Source organism: Mesorhizobium sp. WSM4845 (assembly GCF_055811455.1).
In genome coordinates this window covers 178,002-202,899 of the sequence record NZ_JBVVQA010000004.1, presented here as the reverse complement: position 1 = coordinate 202,899, position 24,898 = coordinate 178,002, and the positions used below count along the sequence as shown (strand labels likewise).

Sequence of the window (24,898 nt, the reverse complement as noted above, 5' to 3'; positions counted from 1 at the left end):
GGCTCAGCCCTCCTGCGTCGAGTTGGACACGGCAGCCGCGTCCTGGATGGCCGCGACGATATGGTCGTAGGCGCCGCAACGGCACAGATTGCCGCTCATCCATTCGCGGATCTCCTGCGGCGACCCGGCATGGCCTTCGCTGATGCAGGCGACGCCGGCCATGATCTGCCCCGACGTGCAATAGCCGCACTGGAAGGCATCGCGCTCGATGAAGGACGCCTGCAACGGGTGGAGCTCATCGCCCTGCGCCAATCCTTCGATGGTTTTGATGTCGCGGCCCTGAGCGAGCGCCGCGAGCGAGAGGCACGCCTTCACGCGCATGCCATCCATCAACACCGTGCAGGCGCCGCATTGGCCGAGGCCGCAGCCCTTCTTCGAGCCCGTCAGATGCAGGTGCTCGCGCAGCGCATCCAGCAGCGTCGTGCGCGGGTCGAGCGAAAGCCGGTGCTCCGTCCCGTTGATGCGCAGCGACACATCGAGCGGCGCCGTCGCGGCGCCGGCAGCCTGTGCCAGCGCCGGAGATATAGCTCCGGGCACGAATTGTTCTCCTAAAAGAGCACCGCCAGTCACAGCAGCCGCTTGCATGAGCTCCCGGCGCGTTATGTCCGAACTGGCTGTCGAAGTTCTTTGGCTATCAGACATGTCGATTGTCGCTTCCGTGATGATCCGCCAAATTCGCGGCCCAAGATATGGATGGCCCCCGGCCCGAAGACACGCTGGGTGCGTGTGCGACGCTAAAAGCTTAGGGCGCTTGAGGCGCCTTGATTAGCGCCCGCTCCCCGATAGGACCTATCGGTCGGGGCCATGAATGGCAGCGACGCGAATGAACTGCCGCCGGTTCTTCCTTCATCGTCATTGCTCAGACGGGTTCGCGCCACCGTCCGGGAAATTTGCGGTGCTCTCGGCAATCGCGATCGATTGAGTGTGTGCAGTTCCCTCGATTAGTCCGTATAATCCGCCCAAACTTATGGGGCGGAACCATAAATGCAGCGCGGACGACTCGATATGCTTCTGGCCTTTCTGGCGGTTGCGCGGGAGGGCAGCTTCACGCGCGCCGCTGCGCAGCTCGGAATTTCGCAGTCCACGCTCAGCCACACGGTCCGCGATCTGGAAGAGCGGCTGGGCATTCGGCTGCTGACGAGAACGACCCGAAGCGTTTCGACTACAGAGGCCGGCGAGCGGCTGCTGCGCAATATCGGCCCGCGCTTTGAGGAGATCGAGGCCGAGGTCGAGGCGTTGAGCGAATTGCGGGAGAAGCCCGCCGGCACCATTCGGCTCACGGCAAGCGATCACGCGTTCAACGCCGTCATCTGGCCGAAGCTGGCAAAGCTCCTGCCCGACTATCCCGACGTCACCGTCGAGGTCTTCCTCGACAACGCATTGACCGATATTGCTGCCGGACGGTTCGACGCGGGCGTGCGAATGGGAGAGCGTGTTGCGAAAGACATGATCGCGGTGCGCATCGGACCAGACATCCGCTTCGCCGTCGTCGGGACCAAGTCGTATTTCGCCAGGCGGCCGCCGCCAACGACGCCGCAGGAACTGACCGACCACGTTTGCATCAACCAGCGCTTTTCCATCAATGGCGGGCTTTGGGCCTGGGATTTCGAGCGCGACGGTCGCGAACTGAAGGTGCGGGTGGACGGCCAGATTGTCCTCAATGGCACCCTCGACATTCTCGAGGCGGCGCTGGCTGGTTTCGGCCTCGCCTATCTGCCGGAGGATGTCGCGGAGCGTCATCTGGAAAGCGGCCGCCTGATGCGGGTGCTGGATGAGTGGTCCCCGCCCTGGCCGGGATATCACCTCTACTATCCCAGCCGCCGTCAAGCGTCGCCGGCTTTCGCCCTGCTCGTCGATACGCTCCGCTTCTCGGGTTGAGGCCATGCAGTGCGAAGCGTCTTCGGCCAGGATTGACCGTTCAGTACCGCCGGAACCGGTCAGCCGAAGACGAACGCCATCAGCAGCTCCGGCTCGATCACCGGCGCCCGCACGACGTTCAATTGACCACGGTACCGACGTTCGCCCGTGCCGAGGACAAATCCGCTGGTGACCGGCGTTTCACCGTTGATGTCGAGGCGTGCAAAAATGTCGGCGACGTTGAGGTCCAACGCCAGCTTGAGGTCGTGCCGCGCATCGTCGTTTGGTCCGGAAGGCAGTTGGCGCTTCACCAGTTGCTGGAACGGAACATTGAAAGTCAGGATCTTCTTCGATGACGTCAAGGCAAATGCAGGCGAGGGGCAGGCAACCAGTATGGCGTTGATTGTCGTTATTGACGCGAGCTTACTCAACGTCACGTTTTCCTTCGCCTGTCCGCGTATGCAGGCTACCCGGATCGCGGATGTCAGATTGCTACTCTGTGGCTGAACTCCGGCTATCTCATCTATGAGCATGCCGATCGTGCACTTCCGGCTCTCAGCCATTTGCTTCAGCGATATCCAAAAAGCCCGCTCCAGACGGATCCCGCGGCGTGTTCCGCCACGCGCCACAACTCGAAATTCCAGGCCAAAATCCTCCTTGGCGAGCGGCAGGAGTAGCGGATCGGGATTGCTGGGGGGAGAGAAGCTAGCGTTCACTCATGGCCTCCTGACGCGCCTTGTTGATCGGCTTCAAAAGGAAACTCAGGATCGTCTTGCGTCCGGTCTCGATGTCGAGAGCAGGTCACGCCCGGGATGATCGGATAAGCCTTGCCATCCCGTTCGATCGTCGAAATCGAAAATGTGATGAGGAGGCCAAGGCGCTTGCCAATGGCCACTTTGATTATCGTATTCGTTTCTACCCCCACCCACGCTTCTGCCCGGTACTTTTTAGATGGCCAAGCCTTCTCACCGAAGCTTTGAAAAATTATCCGATAAATTCTTCGAATACGTGAGTGTTTATTGATCTAGGGCCGGCCAAGAACCGAATTCGGGCCATAAGTTTCGGGAATGTAGCAAAAATGGCACATAAAACGGGCGCTCGCTGCGGTTGCGGCAAGCGCCTGCGCCTGTGATCAATGCTGTTCGCGGCGCTTTCCTTAAGCCTCGCGCAATCTTTGCTGTCTATTCTGCTTGTCGATTGGCGAGGGAACATGACGCGCAAGCCGCTACTGCTTTTTGCCTTCCCGGCTCTCATTCTTTTGATTCTTGCAGGGGAGCGAGCAGCGACGTTCCTGCTCGGAACCTATCCGGCCAGCCCTGCCCTGTGGCGGATCTGGCTCGAGTTGCGCCCTTTGGCGACGATGTTCTGGCAGCAGGTCGACCTCTATCTCAGCGGTTCAATGGTCCTTGATGCCGCCATCCTGACCGCCGCATCGATCCTCTGCTGGATGGCTTGCCGGACGAGAAAATCGGCCGCGTTCTTCTTCGTTGCCAACCACGCCGCTCTGCTTTTCGCCGGGTTGATGATGGCTTCCAGCAGCCATTCTGAAACAGCGAGCACGATTGCGGCATTCACCGCACCGAGCGGCCAGCCATTCTCGCTGATCCTCGACTTCACATGGCGGAACAGCCTGGTGCTGGGTCTGGGCACTGCAGCCTGCGCCTACTGTCATTTTGCCTTTCTCGGCGAGGCGCGACAGCGTTCCGAAGCGCTCGCCGTACGGCTTTTTGCTCTGCAGCGGGATTTCTAAGGCGCGTCGCATCTGAACGGGTTCATCCCAAGCGCTTCATCATCCCAGGGCGGAGCAAGGAGCGAAGCGACGCGGCGCAGACCCTGGGATCCATGCCGTTACCTCAGAGCGTCACGACGCTGCAGAATCTTTGATGGCGGAGCGAGGCGCCCCCCTCTGTCCTGCCGGACATCTCCCCCACTTGGGGGGAGATTGGCAGCTTCGCGGACACCGTCCTTTTTGCAAGGCTGGTGGTTGGCGAATCAGGGATGAAGGCCGATCTCCCCCCAAGTGGGGAGATGCCAAGTGGGCGGCAGGACAGAGGGGGGCGCGAAGGATCACTACAGATCAGCTTTTATCCTGGTCCGCCGCAGCGACCGTCGACAGTCCCTTTCAGGCTAAGAACCAAATCCTCGGTGCAGAGGAACTAGTTGATTTTCTTGTAGTGGACCTTGCCGTCAGGTTGCACTATGCGCTGGTAGGACGAGTTTGGGGGAGGGGGCGACGCGGCGATCCTCTTTTTGGGCGGGCGCGGCGCTTCGATGACACTGGGTTCGGTCGCTTCTTCGAGATCGGTGGCTGCTTCCGCCATGGTACTGGTCGTGATCACGGAAGGCTCCGCGATGCTCGACATGTCGTCGTCACTGTCCAGGGGCAGCTCCTGTTCAAGCCGGGCAATGCTGCCCTTGACTTCGTTGAAGCTGCCCTGCAGTTGACTGTCCAGTTTTTCGAACCGGCTTTGAAAGCCGTTGTTGACCGTATCGAGCCGGGCTGCGATCCGTTGCTCGAACGATCCGAGCTGTTCCAGCCGCCGTTCGACAAGGCGCAGATCGTTGATGCCGCGGTAGAAATAGACCGCGGCCGTTACGTTCACCGCCGTGATCAGCAAGGCGCCGGCGGCGACAACGCCGATCATCCTTGCATTGCTCGGTTTCCCCACTGCAGCTTGATCTTCAGTGTGGGTTGCCGGCCCAATGTCGATTGCCGGCATATCCAGGTCGCTGATCATCGTCATTGGACCACCACCTTTGCGCCGACCGAGACGCGCTTGAAAAGATCGATCACATCAGTGTTGGTAAGACGGAAGCACCCCGATGTTCCGTCGAAGCCGATGCCCTTGGGATCGTTGGTGCCGTGGATGCGGTAGAGCGTGTCGCGCCCGTCCCGCAGCAGATAGAGTGCCCTGGCGCCGAGCGGATTGTAGGGACCGGCGGGCACCATTTCCGGCAGCTCCGGCTGGCGGGCGCGCATTTCCCTGGGCGGGCGCCATTCCGGCCATTCCGTTTTCGCCCCGACCTTGACGATGCCGGTCCAGCCAAAGCCGTCGCGCCCGACGCTGATCTGGTAGCGCAGCGCCCGGCCCTGCCGGGTCACCAGATAAAGCGCCTTCTCGTCCTTGCGGATGATGATCGTGCCGGGCCGTTCGGCCGTTTGGAGAGCAACCGCCTTGCGCAGGCTGGGACCCATTGCCGGCAGCGGCGGCCGGTCGGACAGCGCGGATCGGGCTTGGGCGAATTCCCAGGCCGGCATCCCCAAGGCCAGTCCGATGATGCAGGCGCCGGCAAGCCTCGGGACGATGCGGTATCTACCGGGCTGCGTCATCGAGCCGCTCTTTGAATATCCGCTTCAGGTCCTTGTTGAAACGCGCCCGCCCGTCCACTTCGGAAGGCAGGATGGCCCGGTTCAGCGCGTCGGTCAGCAGCGCATTGTCCAGGCCGACCGACTTGATGTGCGGCGCCTTGAAGATCTTCTCGAGTTCGCTGCGCGAAAAGTGGTTGCCGAACCATTTGCGCTTATGCTTGTTGGCGACCAGCGTGATGCTCACCGAATTGCCGCGCAGTTCGCGGATCTTCGTGTAGAGCCGCTTGCCTTGCCGCAGCGAGGCGACATTGAGCTCGAAGACGATGAAGATCTCGTCGCTCGTCGAAAGCACGGAATTCTGCCAGGGGGTTTCGATATTCGGCAGGTCAATGACGATGTCGTCGAACCGGTAGGCGACGAGGTCCAGCAGCCGGAACACGAAATCGGCGCCCTGCGGCTCAAACGGCAGTTGCGGCCTCTCGAATGAATAGAGGGTCAGGCCGGACGGGCGAGCGAGCTTGATGACGTCCATCAGTTCGACATCGAGCCTTTCCGGCTGGCCGATAATGCCGGCCAGGTCGAACTGGTTGAACAGGTTGAGATAGGCGCCGCAATTGGCGCTCTGGAAATCGAGGTCGACGAGGCAGGTCGAAGCCGCCCGTTCGGTGGATTTCGAGGCCAGGTATTCCGCCGCCGACAGAGCGATCGTCGTGGCGCCGGCGCCGCCGCTGGCGCTGATGAAAGTGATGATGCGGCTCTTTGTACCCTGGTTGCCGGTGTCGTGGAAGGTGACCGCGTTCAGCAGTTCTTTGGCGTCGAGCGGCTTGTGCAGCCAGTCCGAGGCGTTCATGCGAACCAGGATGCGCGTCTGTTCGGAGGTCAATTCGTCGGAGACCGCGATCAGCGGCACGGTCGCCCACAAGGCGCGCGCCGCGACGATGCCGGGCTCGCCGAGCAACTCGCCATTGGCCAGGTCGAGGATGACGATGCCCGGGCGCGTCTCGGGGGGCGGGCCCTTGAGGAAGTCAGCCGTCTCGGAAATCCTGACATCGTAGATGGCCAGCGCATCGAGCCGCGTCGCCACCTCGCGCTTGAACTGCGGATCCGACGAAAACAGGGCCACCTGCTTTCGTTTGGTCGGGGACACCTTGGTGTTGATGGCGTTCATGGCGATGTGCTCCTCAGGTCTTCGCCTGTAACCGTGCTCAGCATGGAGGGCATGGTGAGATTTCCGAACCCGAGCAGGCCGCCGAGGAAGAAGAACTGGAAGGTCCGGTTCTGCAGGCGGACGGTGATTGTCGGCACCGGACCGCCCATCCGGGTCTGGTAGCCCAAGCCGGTGGCGGAATACGCGATGACAACATTGTCGCGCCGCAAGCCAGGAAAGAAATGACACATTCCAGGCCGCGTAGTGGGTTGCTGGGCTGGGGTGATGATCGGACAGGCATCGTCATTGGTGACTGTCGTGTCGCCCCGAAAGATACGGCTGAAATTGGCGGCATTGAAGGTGCCGCCATTACTGCAAGCCCCTGTGCCAGCAGTATAAGTGCAGGTGAATGGTCCGTAGGCCGCAGCGATGACCGGAGCGCCCGGTGTCGTCGTCGGTGCGGCCGTCGCAAGCGCGGTGGCAACCGGGTCGGAAATAGACGCCAGGCGCGCGCCTAACTGGACGGCCTTGTTGGCGGCGTTCCACTGATAGAGGGCGTAACCGAAATCGACGAAGCCGAGGACAACAGTAAACAGCAGTGTAGATACGATGGCCATCTCCACCATCGTCGCGCCGTCTTCCGATTTTGCGAAACGCCTGATCATGATCAGAACCGGATCAACCGCTCCTCGTGAAAGCCATTGAGGGTCATCGGCCCGATGCCGACCAGCGACAGCATTCCGATGCCGCTATAGGCCAACGTCCCCGCCGCCCTGACGATGCAGACCTGTGCAGTTGTAGCGCGATATCGGGTGACACCTGCGACCACCGCGTCATGGCATGAGCCTGAGGCGGCAATGGTCACTGTCACATTCGCCTTCTGCCAGCCGGCAATGCGCGCACTCCCTGTCCCCGCGGCATCGCCGAATACCGCGATGTTGGTGGCGATATCTGCGCAGTTGATCGCCGCTAGCCCGGCCTTGGTGTACAGCTGGCTGTTGCAGCGCGCGGCAAAGCGCGCCGCGTCCGACAGGCCAGCCTCCATCAGCAGCTTTTTGTGGATCAGATTGCCGAACTCGAACACGCCCGCCGACAACGCCAGCATCAGTGGTGCGATCAGCGCCATTTCTACGAGAGCCGTGCCGCGCTGCTCGCGTCGAAATCTGTGGAGATGATGGTACAGCCCTCCGATCATCGCAATCACCGGTAAAGCTGAGCTTCGTCGCGGAGGAAACTGTCGAGCGTGCCCTGGCCGGCACCGCCGGTTACGTCGACCAGTTCGACCATCACCGACGCGTCCTCAGACGCCGAGGGAACAGGTTCAGTGAGGAAGAAGCTGGCAAAGGCTTCGACGGGCAGATTAGTGCTGTGACCGGACAGATCGTGGCCCGCTGCTTCGAGCGCATTGCAGTTCAGGATCGCGCCATAAAGCAGCCGACGATCAACTGTGGTGACAGGCGGTTGGCAAGCTGCCGACGGTGTCCCAATCTCTCCACCGGTCGATGCGGTGCCCACCAACCCGGCCGATATCTCGTAACGGTACACCTCATAGCGCGTCGGCTTGGTCGTATTCCATGAAGATGGATAGCTAGCTGAACCGAAGTTGGTGCTCCAATAGCCAGAGAAATTCCAATTTCCGTCGCCCATCCGGCCGCCCAGATACGGAGTGGTCGCGTCGCGCGGAAGGCCCATCGTTCCGGCTTCGGTGAATGAAAGTTTGTTCATGGAAGGGCATTGATTAGTGCTGCCGGTGGTCTGTATCGCCCCCTTTCGGACATTGGCGGCCGGACCGTACTCGGGGCTGTCGAAGTGGTTACCGTTGGCTCCAATCCCGAAACGAACGTTGAAGGCATCTTGCACCGGGCCGGCATTCTGACCGGTCTTCGTCGTTACGTTCTCGGCATTGTAGCAGCCGACCGGGGTTGACGTCGCGATCGTCTGGGCCAGCGCTTGAGCTCCGTTTCCGACGCCTTGCGGGGGCTCGAGGAAGCCAAAGTTGCCTGGACCAGCGGCAGCCCCGTTTCCGACCTTCCGCAGTTCGATCAGCCTGCGACGGACGGCCGGATTGGCAACGGCCTGCTCAAGCGTATAGCCGCCGGCATTGTTTGTCCCGTTCACCATCTCATAGGGGTTGCACATGAAGACCGGTGTGAAATCGCAGACGCCGGAGGTGAAGCCCGCTACCGCGACTGCCCCGACATTGAAGCTGTCGCTGGCGCCGGATGTCACAAATGAGGCGGGAAAGATCGCGGCAAACCCTTGGGGAGCGACTGTCACCTGGATGAACCGTGTTTCCGCCTCTCCGACAGCCTGGATGGCATCCGCAAGATAGTTGGCCTGATTGGCCGCTGTAATCCTAGTTCCGTCGTTGGCAGGGATCGCCTTGAGGAAGCACCAGGAAATGTTGCCAGCATTGGTGCAGGGCTGTGTGCCCCCCGGCTGACCGGAGGTAAGGGTGAACCTGCCTGCCGTGGAGAAATTGCTTTCATTGTCTACGAGTGTCGCCATAGCGCGTTCGGCCCGCGCCCAGGAACCGCTGCTTCCGTCCAGTTCCGCTGCCGCCGCGAGCGCAAACGCATCCGCCCCCTTCTGAAGATCGTTGTGAAGGTTGTTGACCCGGCTCATATCGATCGCCAGCAGGGAAAAGCCGATGATCGCCGGCAGCGTGATGCTGACCAGTATCAGCGCTATTCCCCTCTGATCGTGCCAGAACGCGCGAACAATCCGCAGCATGGCCCTTGCTCCCCTGACGCCAGTCGCTTTGCCTGACGCTAAACCCGCACCCTTCTATTCAACCCCGGTGTTGCCGACGTTGACCGTTATGGCCGGCGGCGGCGGTGGTGGTGGTGGAAATTTGTAACTCTGGGCAACAGCGGCAGCGCGCGCGCCGTCGCCTTCGATCGCCGTGTTCCTGGAGGCCGGATTGAGCGGATCGACCGTCTGCAGCAGCGAATTGTATTTCTGCGTGTCGCCGGCAGCCAGTGTCACCGTTTCGTAATTGTTCAGGTAGTCGGCGGCGCAGCCCGTCAGCCCGCCGGCGCACAAAAGCAGGATCAAGGCGCTATTTCTTTTTGACATAGATCATCTTGTCCTTGGATTTCAGGTCGAGCATGTGGCCATAGGGGCCGACCACGCCTTCGCCCAGTTCATATTTGCGAACCATGTCCTTGGTCACTTCGAGCTGACCGAGGATGAAGAGTTCCGGGTCGTTGGCGGGCCGCGTCTTGTCGAACGGCGTCGCCAGTTGTTCCCCGGGCTTTACCGGCCGCACAATACGCGGCGTCACGATCACGACCAGTTCGGTCTCTTCCTTCTGGTTGCTTGAATTCCGGAACAGCGTCCCGACGATCGGGACCTGGCCGAGCCACGGCACCTGCCGCTGGATCTTGGTGTTCTTGCTGGACAAAAGACCGCCGACCGCGAAGCTCTGGCCGTCGCGCAACTCGACGACGGTAGACAGCTTGCGGTTGGTGAAGATCGGGTCACCGGCGGTGGTGAAGCCGGTGAGGTCGCTGACTTCCGGAGCCAACCTGATGTTGATCTTGTCGTTGGCGAGCACGACCGGCGTGAACAGCAGATTGACGCCGAACTGCTTGTATTCGATGCTGATCTCGCCATCACCGTCGTCGACGCGGATAGGTACTTCGCCGCCGGCATTGAAGCTGGCAACCTCACCGGAAAGAGTGGTGAGGTTGGGTTCGGCTAGGGTGCGCACCACGCCCTTGGCCTCGAGCGCCTCGATGATCAGGTCGACCTTGATGTTGCTGTCGATGACGCGGGTGATCAGCGCCGCGAACGGGTTGGTGTTCGAAAGAAGGCCGGTAAGCAGACCGCCCGGCCCCAGCACCACATTGTCCTCATCGACGGCGGCAATCCCCGTCCCGGTGCGGGTCGTGCCGCTGCCATTGGTGCTCCTGATCGAGACGCCAAGATCACGGCCGGCATTGCGCTTGGCCTCCAGCACCCGCACTTCGAGGTTTACTTGCTGGCTGTCGTCGACGGTCACTGCGTTTATGATCGCGTCGGGGCCATATTGCTGGGCGACCTCCATGATCGCCGCCAGCGTGGCGCCGTCCTTGACATGGCCGCCAAGCCTGACCTTGCCGTTGATAGAACCGATATCGATGCGCGACCTGGGCGCCACCTGCCGGATCGCTTGCGCCATGTCGCTCACGTCGACGCCGACCTCGATCTGGATCACGCCAAGCGAGCGCTTGTCTTCTGAAAAGAGGTTGACGGTGGTGGTGCCGGCGGTCTTGCCGATGACATAGAGCGTCCGGTCGGTCATTGGCTGGGCGTCGGCGATCTTCTCGTCGCCGACGACGATGTCGCCCAGCGTGGCGTTCACCTGGATCGTCACCGACTGCGACATGGGCAGGAAAATGCGGTGGACGCTGGGGTTCGATACATCGATCTTGCGATCGGCTGCATGAGCAGCAAGATCGATCGGCAGTAACATGACCGAACAGGCCAGCGCGGCAGCCGCCAGTGGTCCCCGGAACATGCGCATCTAGACTACCCCCCTTGCCGATTCGTTCGGCAATACCCTAGCGTTATTTTTGTCGCGGCACGTCGTAGGATTCGAGCTTCACACCCCTGAAGACGCCGATTGTCGCACGCGCCGGCGGCTCCGGCTGCACATATTTGATCACTTCCTTAACCACTTCTTGCACCTGGGGTGCTGAGGCCACTGCCGGAACGGGTTTTGCGCTGCTCAACAGGTCGAGCCTGCTTCCCACCCGTTCCACGGCCTGGGTCAGCCCATTGATCTTGTCGTCCGCGCGCTTACGTTCTGCTGCGGCTTCAGCCTCGGCTATTGCCTGTTTGGCGAGTTCGGCCTGCCTTGCGGCGACGTCGGCCGGCGTGTCGCCGGTCAGGTCGGAAAGCGTGACGCGTTCGGTCGTTTCGCCGCTGCTGGCGGCGGCCTGGCGAAGCGCTAGCGACAACTGGCCGGCACCGGCGGCCAGGGTAAGCTTCTGGGCGTCCCTGGTGCTGGCCTCGAGCGTCACCGATTTCACCACAGTCGGGCTCTCCGTGCTCTCGTCGGCGACCTGGTCGACGGCGAGCACCTTCATGCTCTGCAGCAGCACGTCGACAAAACTTCTGTCCGCGCCGCCTTCGCCACGCGCCGTGCGCGTCAAAAGCACGTCGACCCGGTCGCCGGGGAAGACAAATCCGGCGACGCCGAGCACATCGTTGACCCTGATAGAAACAGCTTTCATACCTTCGCCGAGCACCGCCGAAAGCGTGGCGCGCTGGCCGGGACCGGTGATCTTGGTTGCGAGAATGGGCTCGTTAGTGCCGATCGCTTGCAGCGCCTGTTTTGTGCCGTCGCCGGCCAGGGCTTCTTTGGTCGTCTTGAACGCGCCGGCCGGAACCGCACCCGCCGGCCATGCAATTTCGCGCAACTTATCGGCGGTGAGCGTGTCTCCGAATTTCAGCGCGACGGCAGCCACGACGACCGTGTCGCGTTGGACATCTCCCTTCGCCATGGCGCTGCGCTGGCTGGCCAGCCAGATATTGGCAAGCACCACCGCCAGAACGCCGAACACGCCGGCGAGAACGATCATGATAACTGTATTGGCGCGCATAGACCCAAGCCCCAAGCCCACAGTGCGGGAATTCGTCTGCCGAGATTGAATTCAGGCCCGGATCGGACGATCCGGGCCTGAAGTGTGATTAGGCGGTCAGCTTCCTGTGCCCGCAGCCGCGTTGCAGGTGCCAACACTCGTGCCGTCGAGCGCGGTGCAGAGACCCGCGAAACGACCCGTGACCCAGCCGCCGATGGCAATAACGGTCAGAACGACCGCAACAGCGATGATGCCGAGAAGGATGGAATATTCGACCATAGCAGCGCCGTTTTCGTCGTCGCGGAACTGCCGGGTCATCGTCATGAGCTTCTTCATGCCAATTTCTCCCTTTGGAGGTTTGAACCCGACGAGACGAGCCAAGGATGAAATCCATACCCAAGCATCCCCCGTCATCTCGATCTAAGTCCCGACGAAAATCAGAGTCAAATGGGATTAACGATTGCTTAACTTTCCTATACATGATTTGGCAAGAATATTGCCCGACCTCAGGCGGACCAAAACATTGATTCGGCTCGTTTTTCAACCCGTCTTAACCATTCGTTCACAATTTGGCCGTGGTATGGCGGAAGTGGGGCAGCATTAGCGATGCTGCATATCCCTTTATATCTAAGGCCTTAGGTGGGCTCCATGACGCCTTTGTGGCAGAAAAACACTGTGCATTGAAATGCGAGTCCTCGTTTTCCCTAGGACAGCGGCGCTGACCAAATAAACGTCGCGTTTTCTGATGCTTGATCTTAACTATGTCTGAAGTATTAAGTTGCATGGTGCGGCTGGCGCTTGTGCCAAGCTTGGTTAACGCTTAGTTTCAGCGTGGGGACTAAACGGGGGAAGCGTCATGCTGGGTCGATTCACAAAAGGGCCAGGCGAACCGCGGATTGAGCCAAAGCTTGAGCCGATTGCGGTATTGCCTGTTGCGCCGGCGCTTTCCCCTGCAGCCGACACCGAATCGAATGGCGACCATTTCCTGACGCTCAAGGTTGAACTGCACAGTCACCTGATCGACCGGTTCAATCTTGCCACACTTGAAACCGCATCGAAGGACGAAATCCTTAACGAGATCCGGCCGATCGTGCGCGAATTCGTGCGCGCTCGCGCCGTGCCGCTGAATGCTCGCGAACTCGATCGGCTGACCAGCGAGACCGCCGACGAGATGCTTGGGCTGGGGCCGATCGAGCCGCTGCTCAAGGACGACTCGATCACCGACATATTAATCAATACCCATAAGCGCGTCTTCATCGAGCGGCGCGGCATGATCGAGGAGACCGAAATCCGCTTTCGCGACGAGGCGCACCTGCTGCGCGTCATCAACAAGATCGTTTCGGCCATCGGCAGGCGCGTCGATGAATCGGCGCCGATGGTCGACGCGCGACTGGAAGACGGCTCGCGTGTCAACATCGCGGTGCGGCCGATCTCGGTCGACGGCCCATTGGTGTCGATCCGCAAATTCTCGAAGAATCCCTATTCGCTCGAACGTCTGATGGTGTTCAATTCAATCCGCCAGCCGATGATCGATCTTCTGCGCATTGCCGTGCAGGCACGCAAGTCGATCCTGGTTTCAGGCGGCACCGGCAGCGGCAAGACCACCCTGCTCAACGCGCTGTCGAGCTATATCCCGGCCAGGGAGCGCCTGATCACCATCGAGGACGCCGCGGAACTGCAACTGCAGCAGCCGCATGTCGGCCGGCTGGAGACGCGTCCGCCCAATGTCGAGGGAAAAGGCGAGGTCCGCCAGCGCGAACTGCTTAAGAACGCGCTGCGCATGCGGCCCGACCGCATCATCGTCGGCGAGGTTCGCGGCGAGGAAGCCTTCGACATGCTGCAGGCGATGAACACCGGCCATGAAGGTTCGATGACCACAATCCATGCCAACACGCCGCGCGATGCAATATCGCGGCTGGAACAGATGGTCGGCATGGCCGGCATGCCGATGACCCATGAGTCCATTCGAGCGCAGATCGCGTCGGCCATCGACATCATCGTGCAGACGCAGCGTCTTGCGGACGGTGGCAGGCGTGTCGTTTCCATCTCCGAACTGACCGGCATGGAAGGCAATGTCGTCCAGCTTCAGGAAATTTACCATTTTGTTCGCCGGGAGGTGACGCCGGAAGGAAAGATCATCGGCGATTTTCGCGCTACTGGCGTCCGTCCACGCTTTGCCCCGGAGGCAGCAACGTTGGGCCACCACTTCGCCAAGGATGCTTTCAATCCGCAGGTTGCCCTCTGATGCCTACCGGTCAGACTTTGCTCTACTTTATTTACGTGCTTGCGGCGGCATCGGTTATTCTCGCCGGCGAGGCCATGTATCTTTCCTTTGCCAAGAGCCGGTCACGGATTGGCGCGATCAACCATCGGCTGAGGCGGCTTGCTGATGACGTTCCGGCCGAACGGACCCTGCAAGGATTGCTGCGCGAGCGCGGGCTGACAGCCTCGGGCGACTTTCTCTTTGGCCTGATCTGGCTGAACAGGCTCTATACCCAGTCTGGCATTACCGGGAATCCGCTGTCTTTCGCCGCGAAGTTCCTTCTAGCAGGGCTGGCACCGGCGTTGCTGCTCTCGATCTTTCTAGGCTTCTCGACCTTGGTGTCGTCCATTGTTTTTGTAGTTGTCGGATTTGTGCTGCCGCTTCTGGTTCTTCGCCGCGCTCGCAACAAGCGGATACAGAAATTCGCGAAGCAACTCCCTGACGCACTCGACATGATCGTTCGTTCGCTGCGCGCCGGACATCCAGCTTCCGTGGCGGTTGGTCTCGTCGCCCGCGAAATGCCCGATCCGCTCGGTACCGAATTCGGCATCGTTTCCGACGAGATTACCTTTGGCCTCAGCATGGAACAGGCGGTGCGGAAACTTTCGCAGCGTGTCGGCTTCGAGGGCCTTCATCTATTGTCGGTATCGCTGTCGATCCAGGCCAAGACCGGCGGCAATTTGACTGGGATCCTGTCCAATCTTTCGTCAGTGCTGCGCGAAAGGCAGAAACTCAGGATGAAGATCAGGGCGCTTTCGGCCGAAGGCCGTGTATCGGCATGGATCATCTCGCTGTTCCCGATCGTGATGTTCCTGACGCTCCAGCTTGTTGCCCCGGCCTACTACGGCACCGTCTGGGGCGATCCGATCATCTTTCCTGTGTTCCTGATTTTCGGGACGTGGGCGCTGTTTGGTGACTTTATCATGTATCGAATGGTCAATTTCGACTTCTGACAGGTGCGAGACATAATCTTGTTTTCGGCTATTCAGGATCTCAGCGTTCTGGTCTCCATTGCCGTCTTCGTGGCGGCGGTGGCCCTATTCCTGTTCGGCTCCCTCGTCTTTTTGCCGGCACTGCAGACGCGGAAGCTGGTCGCACAAAGCCTGATGGCTGAAGGTATTGCCGATCGCCGTTCGCTCGTTGGACAGGAACAGCTTGCCAAGCTCGCAGCGCAGCGGCCAGTCGATGCATATTTTCGATCAATCGAAAAGGAGCGGGACCAACCCAGCGCCTTGGACGCGAAGCTCTTCCGCGCCGGCTTTTATCAATCGAGCGCTCCGCTCATTTATACTTTGTCGCGGCTTGGCGCGGTCTGTGTCGGCTTTCTGGCCGCCTATGCGCTGTTATCGCGGGTGCTCCCAGCGCAACTCCCCAGTTTGGTACCGTTGATCGGTTCCGCCTTGTTCGGGCTCGCCTGTCTCGTGGTTCCAAGCGTCATGCTCGATCGCTTCGAGAAACGACAAAAGCAGGTCTACCGCCGCGGTTTTCCTGATTTCATGGACATGATGATAACCTGTGCCGACGCAGGCATGAGCCTGGAGGCGGCGGTCGAGCGCGTGAGCCAGGAACTGGCCGGCACGCACAAATGGCTAGGCATTCAACTGTCGATCATGACGCTGCAACTGCGGGCCGGCAAGCCGTTGCGGGAAGCACTGCGCGAACTCGCTGACCGCGTCGGACTTGAGGAAGCGCGGGCTTTGGCAGTGCTGTTTCGGCAATCGGAAGAACTCGGCACCAGCCTGACCGAGGCTCTGCGCGTCTATAGCGACGAAATGCGCAGCCAGAGAATTCTGAGTGCCGAGGAGCGTGCCAATTCGCTGCCGGTCAAAATGATGATCCCCTTGGGACTGTGCATCTTCCCGGTGGTGATGATGATCATCATGTTGCCGGTGATCATTCGCATGAGGGGTGTTTTCTTCTAGGCACGTCTGTGCTTTGGTCGAAATACAGAGTCGGAGAGAACTCTTTTGGGGGACGAAATGACAGGGCCAATGCGCCTCGCGGCCGTAGCCGGTTTGCTGCTCATCGTGCTTTCCGGCTGTCAGACGGCTGATAGCGGCGTCGTCCGCACCAACGAGCCCTCGAAAGGTGATGTGACAGCCTTTGGCGATGCTTTCGACGGTCTGAAGACGGTCAGCGACGTCGAGTACTATGCCTCCGACCAGGCTGTTGCCGAAGCCAAGAACCAGTTCCGCGCGGAAAACTACGGCAATGCCGGCGCCCTGTTCTACAAGGCGACGCAACTGGCGCCCAACGATGGCGGTGCCTGGATGGGCTTGGCCGCCTCCAGCGATCGCATCCGCCGCTTCGACCTCTCCGACCACGCCTATCGCCAAGCCTACCGGCTGGTCGGCGGGACGCCCGAATATTACAACAATGTCGGCTATTCCTACCTGCTGCGCGGCAAGCTGCAGGACGCGCGCAGCAGTTTCCTCAAGGCCTATGAGCTGGCGCCCAACGATCCGACCGTGGCCAACAATCTGAAGCTCCTGTCGTCCAGCGTAAAGAATCTCGAGCGGTAAGGCGATAGCATGTTGCTCGCCGCATCGCTGCTGCTGAAGGGGCTAGCTATTCCTTTGCTGGCAAGGATTGCCTGGCTCGACTTCACCACCCAGAAGATATCCAACCAGAATGTGCTGCTGCTGCTTTGCCTGGGTCTGGGCTCGCTGCAGCTCCTGTCGGTGCAATCCGGGTCGTGGTGGGACATGGGCCTGAGCGCAATCGCCGGCCTTTTATTGTTCGTTGCGCTGTTTCCGTTCTGGGCTTTGCGCAAGGTCGGGGCCGGCGACGTCAAGCTGATGGCGGTGGTGCCGTTGCTGATCGGCGGCAGCGGCCTCCTTGTGTTCTCCGTACTGCTGCTGGTTTTCGCGCTCGCCACAGCGTTGATCGTCAAAAATCCGTTCATGCTGCCCGCAGGCGCTTTCCGCCTCTACGTTCAGCACCTGGACCGCAAAGGCGTTGTGCCGTTTGGCGTGCCGATCTCGCTCGCAGCGATCTGCACGATAGGGTTCATGATCTACGTCACCTTGATGCCCCATGCTGGCCCGGCGATCTGAGAGGACAGGACTGCAGCAACTGCCTGGCTGTACATCTCGGGCGTCTATGTTCTCAAGCGGCTCGCGCCAGACGCCAGTGCTGAGGTGATGAGCAGCACAATGCCGCTACAGAATCCGAATTCAAGGTCCTGTCCGTTCTTGGCCCGATGTACAGGCTGCGGGTGCTGGGTTTATCATTGTTGGTGGAATTCTGGGGATTCTCGGTTTCTGGCTGGTCCCGATCGCGTTGTCCGTTTTGGTTCCGTACAACAAAGAGGTGTTCGGCTCGTCGCTGATCCTCTTCATAGCGTGGATATTCATCAACGTGCATCACTACTTTCTGGATAACATTATGTGGAGACGAGGCGATCCAGAGCTATCAAAGTATCTGTTCCGCTAGTCATTTGCCGCGGCGATCTTGGTGATGGCCCCTGATAGGCGCCGGCCAGAGCGCAGCCACATCGAGCGTAAGCAGTATGATTTGCACGGCTCGGGCTACTCGCGCTTTGGCGCCGCGCGCCAAGCCAACGGCTATTGCCAAGGCGATCGGCCCGCGCCTGGCGGCAACGCGAATCTTAGCGTCAACGATCGAACCGACTTCATCACAATGAAGGGCGACAAGCGCAATTGAGTCAGGGCATTAAGGCGTACCGGCGCGAAAAAGGGCCTGGCAAGAGGAAAGGCGGAATCGGATCCGAACTGGCCTTGGTGGTCGCGCAAATCCGCCCGGAAACTACGGCAAGCGTCCGAGAAGAAATTTTTTGCGGGATCGAACAGATGTGTTGGCTGGAAAATAGGCAAATTACTCGCTCAGCGAAGGTGATGGCTGAGGCTGAGCGTGCCGAACGCGCCGCGAAGACAGCCAGATTGAAATCGCTTCGTATGGCGACTCAGAGTGACCTAAGGTTTTCATTCCCTGAGGAATTGGATTGTTCTCTGCTTATCGCAGCACTGACTCAAGGCGACTCATCGGCTGATCGGGACCGCCGAATTTCGGGTGTGAGCAAAACAGGCTCCCGCTGCCAGATTTTTTGACGTTCTGATTACCAAATTCTGGCGCAATGGTAGCGATCCCGGATCAAATCTCGCTGTGAGTTCAACAGGCTGCCTCGATGACAGTTTGCGAACTGATGCCTTTCCGAAGCGGCGAGAGCCGATGGTTGCTGAAGTGCTGTGTCGCCTGACTTACGACGCGTCGGTATTCGACATTTTAAAATTCGAGCGCTTATCGGCATCGGCGCAACCCCAGGCCGCGGCCCGACGCTCACCGAAAAGCTCGCCATCCCGGCCCGGATCAGCCTTCGCTCGGCACGGGTGTGTTGAGCAGCTGCTGCTCCCACAGGTACGCCATGCCGCTGCCGGCCATGTGATCCTTGAGGAACTCGATCAATGCAGGCAGGGTCTCGGCCCTTGTGTAGTCGCGCTGCCATTCGCACGCGAGCGCCATCCACGTCATCATGTTGCAGCCGGCCGCGATCATGCGCTGGATCGCCACCTCATGGGCTTCAACCGAGACGCCGCCGCAGGCGTCCGTGATGACCGTGACGTCCCACCCTTCGCCGGCAGCCTGGATCGCCGGCATCGCGACGCAGATCTCCGTGAACAGACCGGCGATGATCAACTGCTTGCGGCCGGTCTTCTTGACCGCGTCGACGACCTTCTGGTCTTCCCAGGTGTTGATAAGCATCCGGTCGATCACCTCCTGGCCGGGGAAGACGTCGGTGATCTGCGGAAAGATGAGCCCGCCTCGGTCAGCGAGCACGCTCGTGAGGATCGTCGGTACGCTAAATGCCTTGGCGGCCTTCGCCAGACCCGTAGCATTGTTGACCGCCATATGCGGGTCGTGGCTGTTCAGGTTCGTGAGCTGGTAAGGCTGGTGGTCGATCAGAACGAGTACCGAGTCTTCGGGACGAAGAAGCGAATCAAGGCCGTTACGGGGGGTCATCAAGACTTCCTTTCTCTGCCGTTGTGGACGGCAATGGGTTCACGGGGAGACATGCGCCGCCGAGCGACGTTGCCTTGCCGCAATTTGCTGTTCCTTTGGGTGATGCGGTAGTGCCATAGTCAGGCAAGCTGTGTCGCGAAACGAGGAACGCCGAATTGGACATCGAAGATCTGCAGACATTCGTCGCAGTGGCCGACGCAGGGGGCGTATCGGCCGCCGCGCGCCGGCTCGGCGTCTCCAAGTCAATCGTCAGTCGGCGGCTCTTTCGGGTTGAGGCGGAGCTTGGCGTCCAGCTTCTTGCCCGAACGACCCGCGGCGCCGCGCTCACAGAAGCGGGAATCACGTTCAGAGACCATGCGGCCCGGGCCAGCGCCGAGATCGATACGGCCAGGGAAACGATCCTCCCAACCGGTGAGCTGCGCGGCCGCCTGAGAGTTGCCATGCCACTTACTTTCGGCCCGACCCACTTCGCCCCCGTGCTTGCGGAAATGGCGCATCAGCACCCCCAGCTCCACATCCATACCTCCTACAGCGATCGCTTCGTCGATCTGATCGCAGAGGGTTTCGACTGCGCGATCCGGGTCGGCTACCTTCACGACTCCAACCTGATCGCGAAGCGCATCGGACCGATCTATGGAAAACTCGTCGCAAGTCCGGATTATATCAAAGCAAGCGGTTCACCTCAGACGCCAGATGAGCTCGTCGTCCATCAGGCCCTCATGCAAGGGACGGAAGCCTGGCAGTTCATGGATGGCGACAAGATCGTCACAGTTCAGCCGCAGGGCAGATTCAAGGCAGATAACGCTGCGGCGCTTGCCGCCGCCGCAGTGGCAGGTCTCGGCATCGCTTGGCTCCCTGATTGCATCACATATGGCTATGTGACCTCCGGAGCGCTCATTCCGATTATGACACGCTATCCCCCACCTTCGGCAGGCGCGTATGTCGTCCGACCGCCGGGTAAGCACCCGACACGGAAAGTCCGGGTCCTCACCGAGATGCTGATCGAGTACTTCGCACGAAATCCGGACGTTTGGGGTCTCGACCGTCAAAACACGAACGGGGCGAAGCCTTATTAAAGAATTGCGTTCGACGGTCGCTCTCTGCGAGCCGCTGAGCTCGACGACATTGCCCGCACGTTCCACTTACTGCGACACAGCTTGACGTATCACAGGACTAGTTGGGGAGGCGGTCGCTCGCCAGTTTAGGCATTTTGTCGGGCCGAAAGCGCTCTTCCCGCTCGCGGTTCGGATTGGTCGAAATCGGGCATTCGCATCGGCAAGGGCGAGGCTGTCTGGACGGCCTAAGTGAGGATGACGCGCATGAGTTGGAACCCAGCAATCGAACCGGGCGGCGGCGCAACGCTCAGCGGACCGCGCTATATCTGGTGGAACTCGTCGCCTCCTCGAAGGACCGCATCGAAGAAGCGAAGGCCGAATGGCGCGCCGAGGACTGGGGCAAGGGACGTTTCGATCTCCCGATCGATGACCGAGATGAGCACATTCCCGTACCTGACTGACGGCGCTAAGAAGGAGGTCGCCTGGGCACGGACCCGGGCGGTTCAGACGAGATGACGCGTCGCGTGCCGGGTGTGTTCTGGATGGAGAAAGCAGAATGAGCAACAAGTGGCCCCACCTGGACTACCTCGGCTGGCGCGAGACGTGTTCGGCCCTGCATCTCCATTTGCAGATCGCCGGGAAATATCGCCTTGCTCATACCCCGTGGCTCAACCATTCCTGGAACGCGACCTTCTATGTCACGCCGCGCGGCCTGACCTCCTCGCCGATCCCCGACGGCCCAGGCATTGAGATCCTCTTCGACCTTCGGGACCATACGGTTGTCGGCACGAGCGGCAATGGCCGCAAGGCATCGTTTGCGCTCGGGCCATCCACAGTCGCGGCGTTCCACGCCAATTTCGTGCAGTTGATTTCCGAACTTGGAGGCACGCCGACCTTTAACGGCAATCCGAACGAGGTGCCCAACCCCGTGCCGTTCACCGGAGATCATCGCGACCGGGCCTATGACCGGGAAGCCGTTTAGCGCTTCCATCATGCATCGGTGGCGGTCGACAGGGTATTCAGTCGGTTCCGGACCTCCTTTCTTGGCAAGTCCAGTCCCGTTCACCTGTTCTGGGGCAGTTTTGACCTGGCCGTCACCCGCTTTTCAGGGCGGCGCGCGCCTCTCCATCCCGGCGGCATTCCTTCATTGCCCAACGAAGTGGCACAGGAAGCCTACGACCGCGAGGTCTCTTCGGCCGGTTTCTGGCCCGGCGGTGGCGGCATCGATTACCCCGCGTTCTATGCCTACGCCTATCCGGCGCCGAGTGGCTTCAGGGGCGCGTCGGTCCGGCCCGAGGGCGCGTTCTGGCATGAGGGCCTATCGGAATTCATCCTGCCGTACGATGCCGTTCAGTCGGCTGCAAATCCCGACGCGGCGCTTATGGAGTTTCTCGTCTCGACCTACGACGCTGCGGCCGATCTCGGAAGATGGGACCGCGACCTACTGGATTGCATGCCGGGGCGGCGCGGTCAGGTGCGGCCGCATGACGCCGAGCAGCCGGGCCCTGCCTCTCCCTTGACCGTCGAAAAGGTCGAGCGGGAGGATACCGCATCGAAGGGACGCTACCGGATGCTCGTCGACGGCATCGAAGCTGAGATGACCTATAGCCGGGCCGGCGAAGGGTTGATCATCATCGACCATACCGAAGTTCCAGCGGCGTTGCGTGGCCGCAAGGTCGGCGAGCGACTGGTACGCCAGGCGGTCGAGGATGCGCGGCGCGAAGGGGTCGCCATCATTCCGCTTTGTCCGTTCGCAAAAGCGCAGATCGACCGTCATCTCGAATGGCAGGACGTGCTGCGTCGGTCATAGGCTGCTCGTAACTTCCTTCACCCGCCAACGTACCGGCTCCGACCGACTCTTACCACCGTTAGCGGCGGACGTAGTTCCAGCGGCGATTTTCGGTGTTGGCGTCGTGGAATGGCAAAAATTGGCGCGCCGAAATGGATGAAACTGGGCACCGCTATATGATTGAAGTCGCTCTGTAAAAACTGTCAGGCGGATTCAGGAGCCTTGGCCTTTGCGAGGTCCTGCAGGAACTCTTCCATCAGCGGCCTGTCACCGAAGCGGCGGTAAGCGCGCTCTGCTTCCAGCGAGAATGCCGGATGCGCCTCGACCAGCTTTGCCATCGTCTGCTGGGCTGCCTCGACCTCGCCGCCCCCGGCCTGCAAAGCCGCCTGAATCAGAAGGCAGTTTGCATCGCGCGGCGCCCGGATCAGGCATTCTTCTATGACGGCGGAAGCCTCGTCGCGGCGGTCAGCCGCGTAGAGCGCCTGCCCGTGCACATAGGCGTAGTACTCGGGCGCCATAGGATGAAGGCGGCGGGCCCGCTCTGCGTTGGCGACGGCATCATCATATTGCCCGAAGCGAACCTGCGCCTTTGCAAGCGCCATCATGCTGTCGGGATCATTAGGGTTGAGCTCCACGGCGCGCCGTGCGGCCTGCAAGCCGCCTGAATAGTCGCCCTGCAGGGCAAGCCCGAAGCTGATGACCTGATAGCCAAGGCCAAGATTGGGATCGAGACGGACCGCCTGCCGGGCTTCGCTAAGCCCAAGATGGAGTTCCGGCGCGTTTGCCCGGCCGCCACCGCTCTGCGCCACGCTGGCGATAAAGGTCAGCGCGAGGCCTGCGCGGGCGGCCGCATAGGACGGGTCCATTTCAAGGGCGCGCTGGTAGAGGCCCCGCGCCTCCAGAATGTCCTGCGGGTCATCGGCGCCGTGCCGGTAGCGGTTGCGGGCCTGCAGCACGAGGTCATAGGCCTGCAGATTGTCGGTCGGGCGTTCCGCCGCCGCCGCCGCCTCGCTCCTGCCGATATAGGGCGCGATCTGCGCGACGATTTCAGTGGTCAGCTCGCTCTGGACGGTGAACACGTCGGCGACCTGCCGGTCAAAACTGCGCGACCACAGATGCGCGCCTGTCTTTACGTCGATCAGCTGCGCCGACACGCGAAGCTGGTCGCCTTCACGGCGGGCGCTGCCTTCAACCACATAATCAACGCCGAGCTTCGCCCCGAGCTTGCGCACGTCCGTATCCTGCCCGTGCACGGCGTAGGTGGAATCGCGCGCGATCACCTGCAGCTCTGAATTGCGGGCAAGGGCTGTCGTGACATCCTCGGCCAGTCCGTCCGCGAAATACGATTGCTCGCCGCTGCCGCTCATCGCGGCAAAAGGCATGACCGCCACTGACGGCCGGGGGTCGTCGCGGCTCTGGTCCATCGACAAGACCGCCGGGATGCGGCTGACCATGGCTGCCAGGGGGAGCGGCTGGATTTGGGTGCCGATGAGGATGAGGGCTATGGCGGCCGCGACATAAGACCAGCGGGCGGCAGTGCTGCGCAGCACCTGCGGCAGCTGCCGCCATGGCGACCACGCAGAGCCCGCGCGCCTTACGCGGTAGACGTTGAGAAGTTCGGGAATGTTCTTGGCCCGCCTGCGGCCGATTCGGACGAACCTGTCCGCGCTGTTGCGGTCGGCCGCCATCACCACGGCGCCGCTGACGAATATCTGCCCCGGATCGCACATGGTCTCAAGACGGGCGGCCACGTTGACGCCGTCGCCGTATACGTCGCCGTCATCTTCGATGACATCGCCAAGATTGATGCCGATGCGCAGCTCGAACGGGCTCTTGTCGAAGCCCTCCTGTATGGCCAGCGCCGCATCAACCGCTTCGTTGACACTGGGAAACATGGCGAGAAAGCCGTCTCCTGCCGTCTTGACGATGCGCCCGCCATGGCGGGCAATGGTCGGGTCAATGAGCTCATCAAAAACAGCGCGCAGCTTCGCGTAGGTGGAAGCCTCGTTTTCAGCCATCAGCAGGCTGTAGCCGACGATATCGGCGGCCATGATTGCCGCGAGCTTGCGTTCCATCAGCATTATTCCTGAGCGGCGGCCCTGCAGGGACTATTACTAGTGACACTTAAGACGACGCACGCTTCAAGATTAGACCCATAATCCCGAATAGGCTTATCATACAGCTCACAAATGCGTGACCATTGTGGCCTATACCGTTCTGACCTTCGTCAGCCATCATCCGTTCGCGCGGAGCCGTCCCCGCATCCGAAGCGGCGTTGGGCATGCTGGTCAGGCAATTATTGCGCCTACGCTTGTCGGGCTCCGGGTAGGCAAGGGACGTTATTCGCGGCGGCAGTGTCGCCACCGCGAATAACTCCTGAGCTTACGGGATTGCAGGCCGCGAGGCCGGATTCGATCTGATGCTTGCGGATGTGGCCGTCAGGCCCGACGCCCGAACAGGTCGGCGTATCGCTGCAGGTAGAGCGGCCAGCCTTGATCGGCGGCGACACCATCGCGCACGCTTTCCCAGCCGGCGCCGTGGCGCTCCAGTTTGCGATGCTCGAGATCGAGGCGGGTCCGATTAGCCGTTTCGGCAGTGAAGCGGACTTCCCACTCGCTGGCCTTGTTCGGATCGGTCTCCAACCGCCATTGCGGGCTGATGTCCCAACTTAGCAGCACACGGTGCGGCGGCTCATAAGCCAGCACGCGCGCCCAGCGGCACTCGCTGCCGTCGACGCCACGATCATAAATATGGCCGCCGACGCGCGGCTCGAACACGGTCTCGGCGATCGGCACGGCGAGCAGATTATGCTCCCTGGGTTTGCACTTGCCAAAATCCTCGGTGAAGACCTTGAAGGCGCGTTCGATCGATGCCTCGACCACGATCGAGTGCCTAACCGAGGTGTCTGCTGTTTGCGTGTTCATAGT

25 protein-coding genes and 3 pseudogenes are annotated in these 24,898 nt (G+C 60.9%); 12 read left to right on the top strand and 16 right to left on the bottom strand.

The genetic code is table 11. The features are described from left to right. Positions 1-3 precede the first annotated feature (3 nt). Positions 4-642: a (2Fe-2S)-binding protein gene (locus AC0L2C_RS06965; RefSeq protein WP_473523033.1), complete on the bottom strand. Its 639-nt coding sequence runs from the start codon at positions 640-642 to the stop codon at positions 4-6. A gap of 342 nt (positions 643-984) precedes the next feature. Here AC0L2C_RS06965 and AC0L2C_RS06960 point away from each other — a divergent pair, with 342 nt between their 5' ends. After that, the gene (locus AC0L2C_RS06960) at positions 985-1,878 is read left to right on the top strand and encodes a LysR family transcriptional regulator (protein ID WP_473523032.1); all 894 of its coding nucleotides are present in this window, start codon (positions 985-987) and stop codon (positions 1,876-1,878) included. 59 nt (positions 1,879-1,937) lie between these two features. Here AC0L2C_RS06960 and AC0L2C_RS06955 read toward each other — a convergent pair whose 3' ends face one another. Beyond that, the gene (locus AC0L2C_RS06955; RefSeq protein WP_287238402.1) at positions 1,938-2,573 is read right to left on the bottom strand and encodes a ribbon-helix-helix domain-containing protein; all 636 of its coding nucleotides are present in this window, start codon (positions 2,571-2,573) and stop codon (positions 1,938-1,940) included. Continuing rightward, positions 2,563-2,707 (bottom strand): annotated as a pseudogene (locus AC0L2C_RS06950) (HlyD family type I secretion periplasmic adaptor subunit); the annotation flags it as partial. The pseudogene AC0L2C_RS06950 and the gene AC0L2C_RS06955, both read right to left, overlap by 11 nt. Before the next feature lie 360 nt (positions 2,708-3,067). Here AC0L2C_RS06950 and AC0L2C_RS06945 point away from each other — a divergent pair. Then, a complete protein-coding gene (locus AC0L2C_RS06945) occupies positions 3,068-3,607 on the top strand; it encodes a hypothetical protein (protein WP_473523031.1) in 540 nt (179 codons plus the stop codon). A gap of 406 nt (positions 3,608-4,013) precedes the next feature. Here AC0L2C_RS06945 and AC0L2C_RS06940 read toward each other — a convergent pair whose 3' ends face one another. The 10 genes from AC0L2C_RS06940 to AC0L2C_RS06895 all read right to left on the bottom strand — a co-directional run bounded on the left by AC0L2C_RS06940 (position 4,014) and on the right by AC0L2C_RS06895 (position 12,220). Then, complete coding sequence (locus AC0L2C_RS06940) at positions 4,014-4,601, bottom strand: hypothetical protein (protein ID WP_287238397.1); 588 nt, start codon at positions 4,599-4,601, stop codon at positions 4,014-4,016. After that, on the bottom strand, positions 4,598-5,188 hold the full coding sequence (locus tag AC0L2C_RS06935; RefSeq protein WP_287238396.1) for a L,D-transpeptidase: 591 nt from the start codon (positions 5,186-5,188) through the stop codon (positions 4,598-4,600). The genes AC0L2C_RS06940 and AC0L2C_RS06935 overlap by 4 nt, the downstream gene beginning before the upstream one ends. Beyond that, a complete protein-coding gene (locus AC0L2C_RS06930; protein WP_287238394.1) occupies positions 5,172-6,335 on the bottom strand; it encodes a CpaE/TadZ family protein in 1,164 nt (387 codons plus the stop codon). The genes AC0L2C_RS06935 and AC0L2C_RS06930 overlap by 17 nt, the downstream gene beginning before the upstream one ends. After that, positions 6,332-6,940, bottom strand: a complete 609-nt coding sequence (locus AC0L2C_RS06925) for a TadE family protein (RefSeq protein ID WP_473523030.1) — start codon at positions 6,938-6,940, stop codon at positions 6,332-6,334. The genes AC0L2C_RS06930 and AC0L2C_RS06925 overlap by 4 nt, the downstream gene beginning before the upstream one ends. 41 nt (positions 6,941-6,981) lie before the next feature. Then, positions 6,982-7,509: a TadE/TadG family type IV pilus assembly protein gene (locus AC0L2C_RS06920; RefSeq protein WP_287246806.1), complete on the bottom strand. Its 528-nt coding sequence runs from the start codon at positions 7,507-7,509 to the stop codon at positions 6,982-6,984. A gap of 5 nt (positions 7,510-7,514) precedes the next feature. After that, positions 7,515-9,047: a TadE/TadG family type IV pilus assembly protein gene (locus AC0L2C_RS06915; RefSeq protein WP_287238389.1), complete on the bottom strand. Its 1,533-nt coding sequence runs from the start codon at positions 9,045-9,047 to the stop codon at positions 7,515-7,517. Between the two features lie 54 nt (positions 9,048-9,101). Continuing rightward, positions 9,102-9,392 carry a hypothetical protein gene (locus AC0L2C_RS06910; RefSeq protein ID WP_287064117.1) on the bottom strand — a complete coding sequence of 97 codons (291 nt, stop codon included), beginning with the start codon at positions 9,390-9,392 and terminating at the stop codon, positions 9,102-9,104. Beyond that, positions 9,376-10,824 (bottom strand): type II and III secretion system protein family protein, encoded by a 1,449-nt coding sequence (locus AC0L2C_RS06905; RefSeq protein ID WP_287238387.1) that lies wholly within the window; start codon positions 10,822-10,824, stop codon positions 9,376-9,378. Before AC0L2C_RS06905 ends, AC0L2C_RS06910 begins: the two co-directional genes overlap by 17 nt. Before the next feature lie 43 nt (positions 10,825-10,867). Further along, the gene (gene cpaB, locus AC0L2C_RS06900; protein WP_287246808.1) at positions 10,868-11,905 is read right to left on the bottom strand and encodes a Flp pilus assembly protein CpaB; all 1,038 of its coding nucleotides are present in this window, start codon (positions 11,903-11,905) and stop codon (positions 10,868-10,870) included. A gap of 96 nt (positions 11,906-12,001) precedes the next feature. Next, positions 12,002-12,220, bottom strand: coding sequence for a Flp family type IVb pilin (locus tag AC0L2C_RS06895; RefSeq protein ID WP_287238383.1), 219 nt, complete (start codon positions 12,218-12,220; stop codon positions 12,002-12,004). A gap of 520 nt (positions 12,221-12,740) precedes the next feature. On the opposite strand from AC0L2C_RS06895, the gene AC0L2C_RS06890 reads away from it, so the two are divergent. The 6 genes from AC0L2C_RS06890 to AC0L2C_RS06865 all read left to right on the top strand — a co-directional run bounded on the left by AC0L2C_RS06890 (position 12,741) and on the right by AC0L2C_RS06865 (position 17,813). Then, a complete protein-coding gene (locus AC0L2C_RS06890) occupies positions 12,741-14,129 on the top strand; it encodes a CpaF family protein (protein WP_287238382.1) in 1,389 nt (462 codons plus the stop codon). Beyond that, positions 14,129-15,100, top strand: a complete 972-nt coding sequence (locus AC0L2C_RS06885; protein WP_287238381.1) for a type II secretion system F family protein — start codon at positions 14,129-14,131, stop codon at positions 15,098-15,100. The genes AC0L2C_RS06890 and AC0L2C_RS06885 overlap by 1 nt, the downstream gene beginning before the upstream one ends. Positions 15,101-15,118: 18 nt before the next feature. Further along, positions 15,119-16,069: a type II secretion system F family protein gene (locus AC0L2C_RS06880; RefSeq protein WP_473523029.1), complete on the top strand. Its 951-nt coding sequence runs from the start codon at positions 15,119-15,121 to the stop codon at positions 16,067-16,069. Between the two features lie 57 nt (positions 16,070-16,126). Then, the gene (locus tag AC0L2C_RS06875; RefSeq protein WP_473495972.1) at positions 16,127-16,669 is read left to right on the top strand and encodes a tetratricopeptide repeat protein; all 543 of its coding nucleotides are present in this window, start codon (positions 16,127-16,129) and stop codon (positions 16,667-16,669) included. 9 nt (positions 16,670-16,678) lie between these two features. Next, positions 16,679-17,203, top strand: a complete 525-nt coding sequence (locus AC0L2C_RS06870; RefSeq protein WP_287238377.1) for a prepilin peptidase — start codon at positions 16,679-16,681, stop codon at positions 17,201-17,203. A gap of 403 nt (positions 17,204-17,606) precedes the next feature. Continuing rightward, positions 17,607-17,813, top strand: coding sequence for a hypothetical protein (locus tag AC0L2C_RS06865; RefSeq protein WP_287120178.1), 207 nt, complete (start codon positions 17,607-17,609; stop codon positions 17,811-17,813). Between the two features lie 663 nt (positions 17,814-18,476). Here the strand turns inward: AC0L2C_RS06865 and AC0L2C_RS06860 are convergent. After that, a complete protein-coding gene (locus AC0L2C_RS06860; RefSeq protein WP_473523028.1) occupies positions 18,477-19,127 on the bottom strand; it encodes a hydrolase in 651 nt (216 codons plus the stop codon). A 155-nt stretch (positions 19,128-19,282) separates the two neighbouring features. Here AC0L2C_RS06860 and AC0L2C_RS06855 point away from each other — a divergent pair, with 155 nt between their 5' ends. From AC0L2C_RS06855 to AC0L2C_RS06840, 4 genes and pseudogenes are all read left to right on the top strand, one after another. After that, entirely contained in the window at positions 19,283-20,203 is a 921-nt protein-coding gene (locus AC0L2C_RS06855) for a LysR family transcriptional regulator (protein WP_287363513.1), read from the top strand. Between the two features lie 273 nt (positions 20,204-20,476). Beyond that, positions 20,477-20,643, top strand: a pseudogene (locus AC0L2C_RS06850) (pirin-like C-terminal cupin domain-containing protein); the annotation flags it as partial. Positions 20,644-20,738: 95 nt separating this feature from the next. Next, positions 20,739-21,623, top strand: a pseudogene (locus tag AC0L2C_RS06845) (DUF5996 family protein); the annotation flags it as partial. Positions 21,624-21,635: 12 nt separating this feature from the next. After that, positions 21,636-21,992 (top strand): GNAT family N-acetyltransferase, encoded by a 357-nt coding sequence (locus AC0L2C_RS06840; RefSeq protein ID WP_473523092.1) that lies wholly within the window; start codon positions 21,636-21,638, stop codon positions 21,990-21,992. Positions 21,993-22,174: 182 nt separating this feature from the next. Here AC0L2C_RS06840 and AC0L2C_RS06835 read toward each other — a convergent pair whose 3' ends face one another. Continuing rightward, positions 22,175-24,046 carry a tetratricopeptide repeat protein gene (locus AC0L2C_RS06835; protein ID WP_287238370.1) on the bottom strand — a complete coding sequence of 624 codons (1,872 nt, stop codon included), beginning with the start codon at positions 24,044-24,046 and terminating at the stop codon, positions 22,175-22,177. Between the two features lie 363 nt (positions 24,047-24,409). Further along, on the bottom strand, positions 24,410-24,895 hold the full coding sequence (locus AC0L2C_RS06830) for an SRPBCC family protein (RefSeq protein WP_287238369.1): 486 nt from the start codon (positions 24,893-24,895) through the stop codon (positions 24,410-24,412). Between the last annotated feature and the right edge of the window lie 3 nt (positions 24,896-24,898).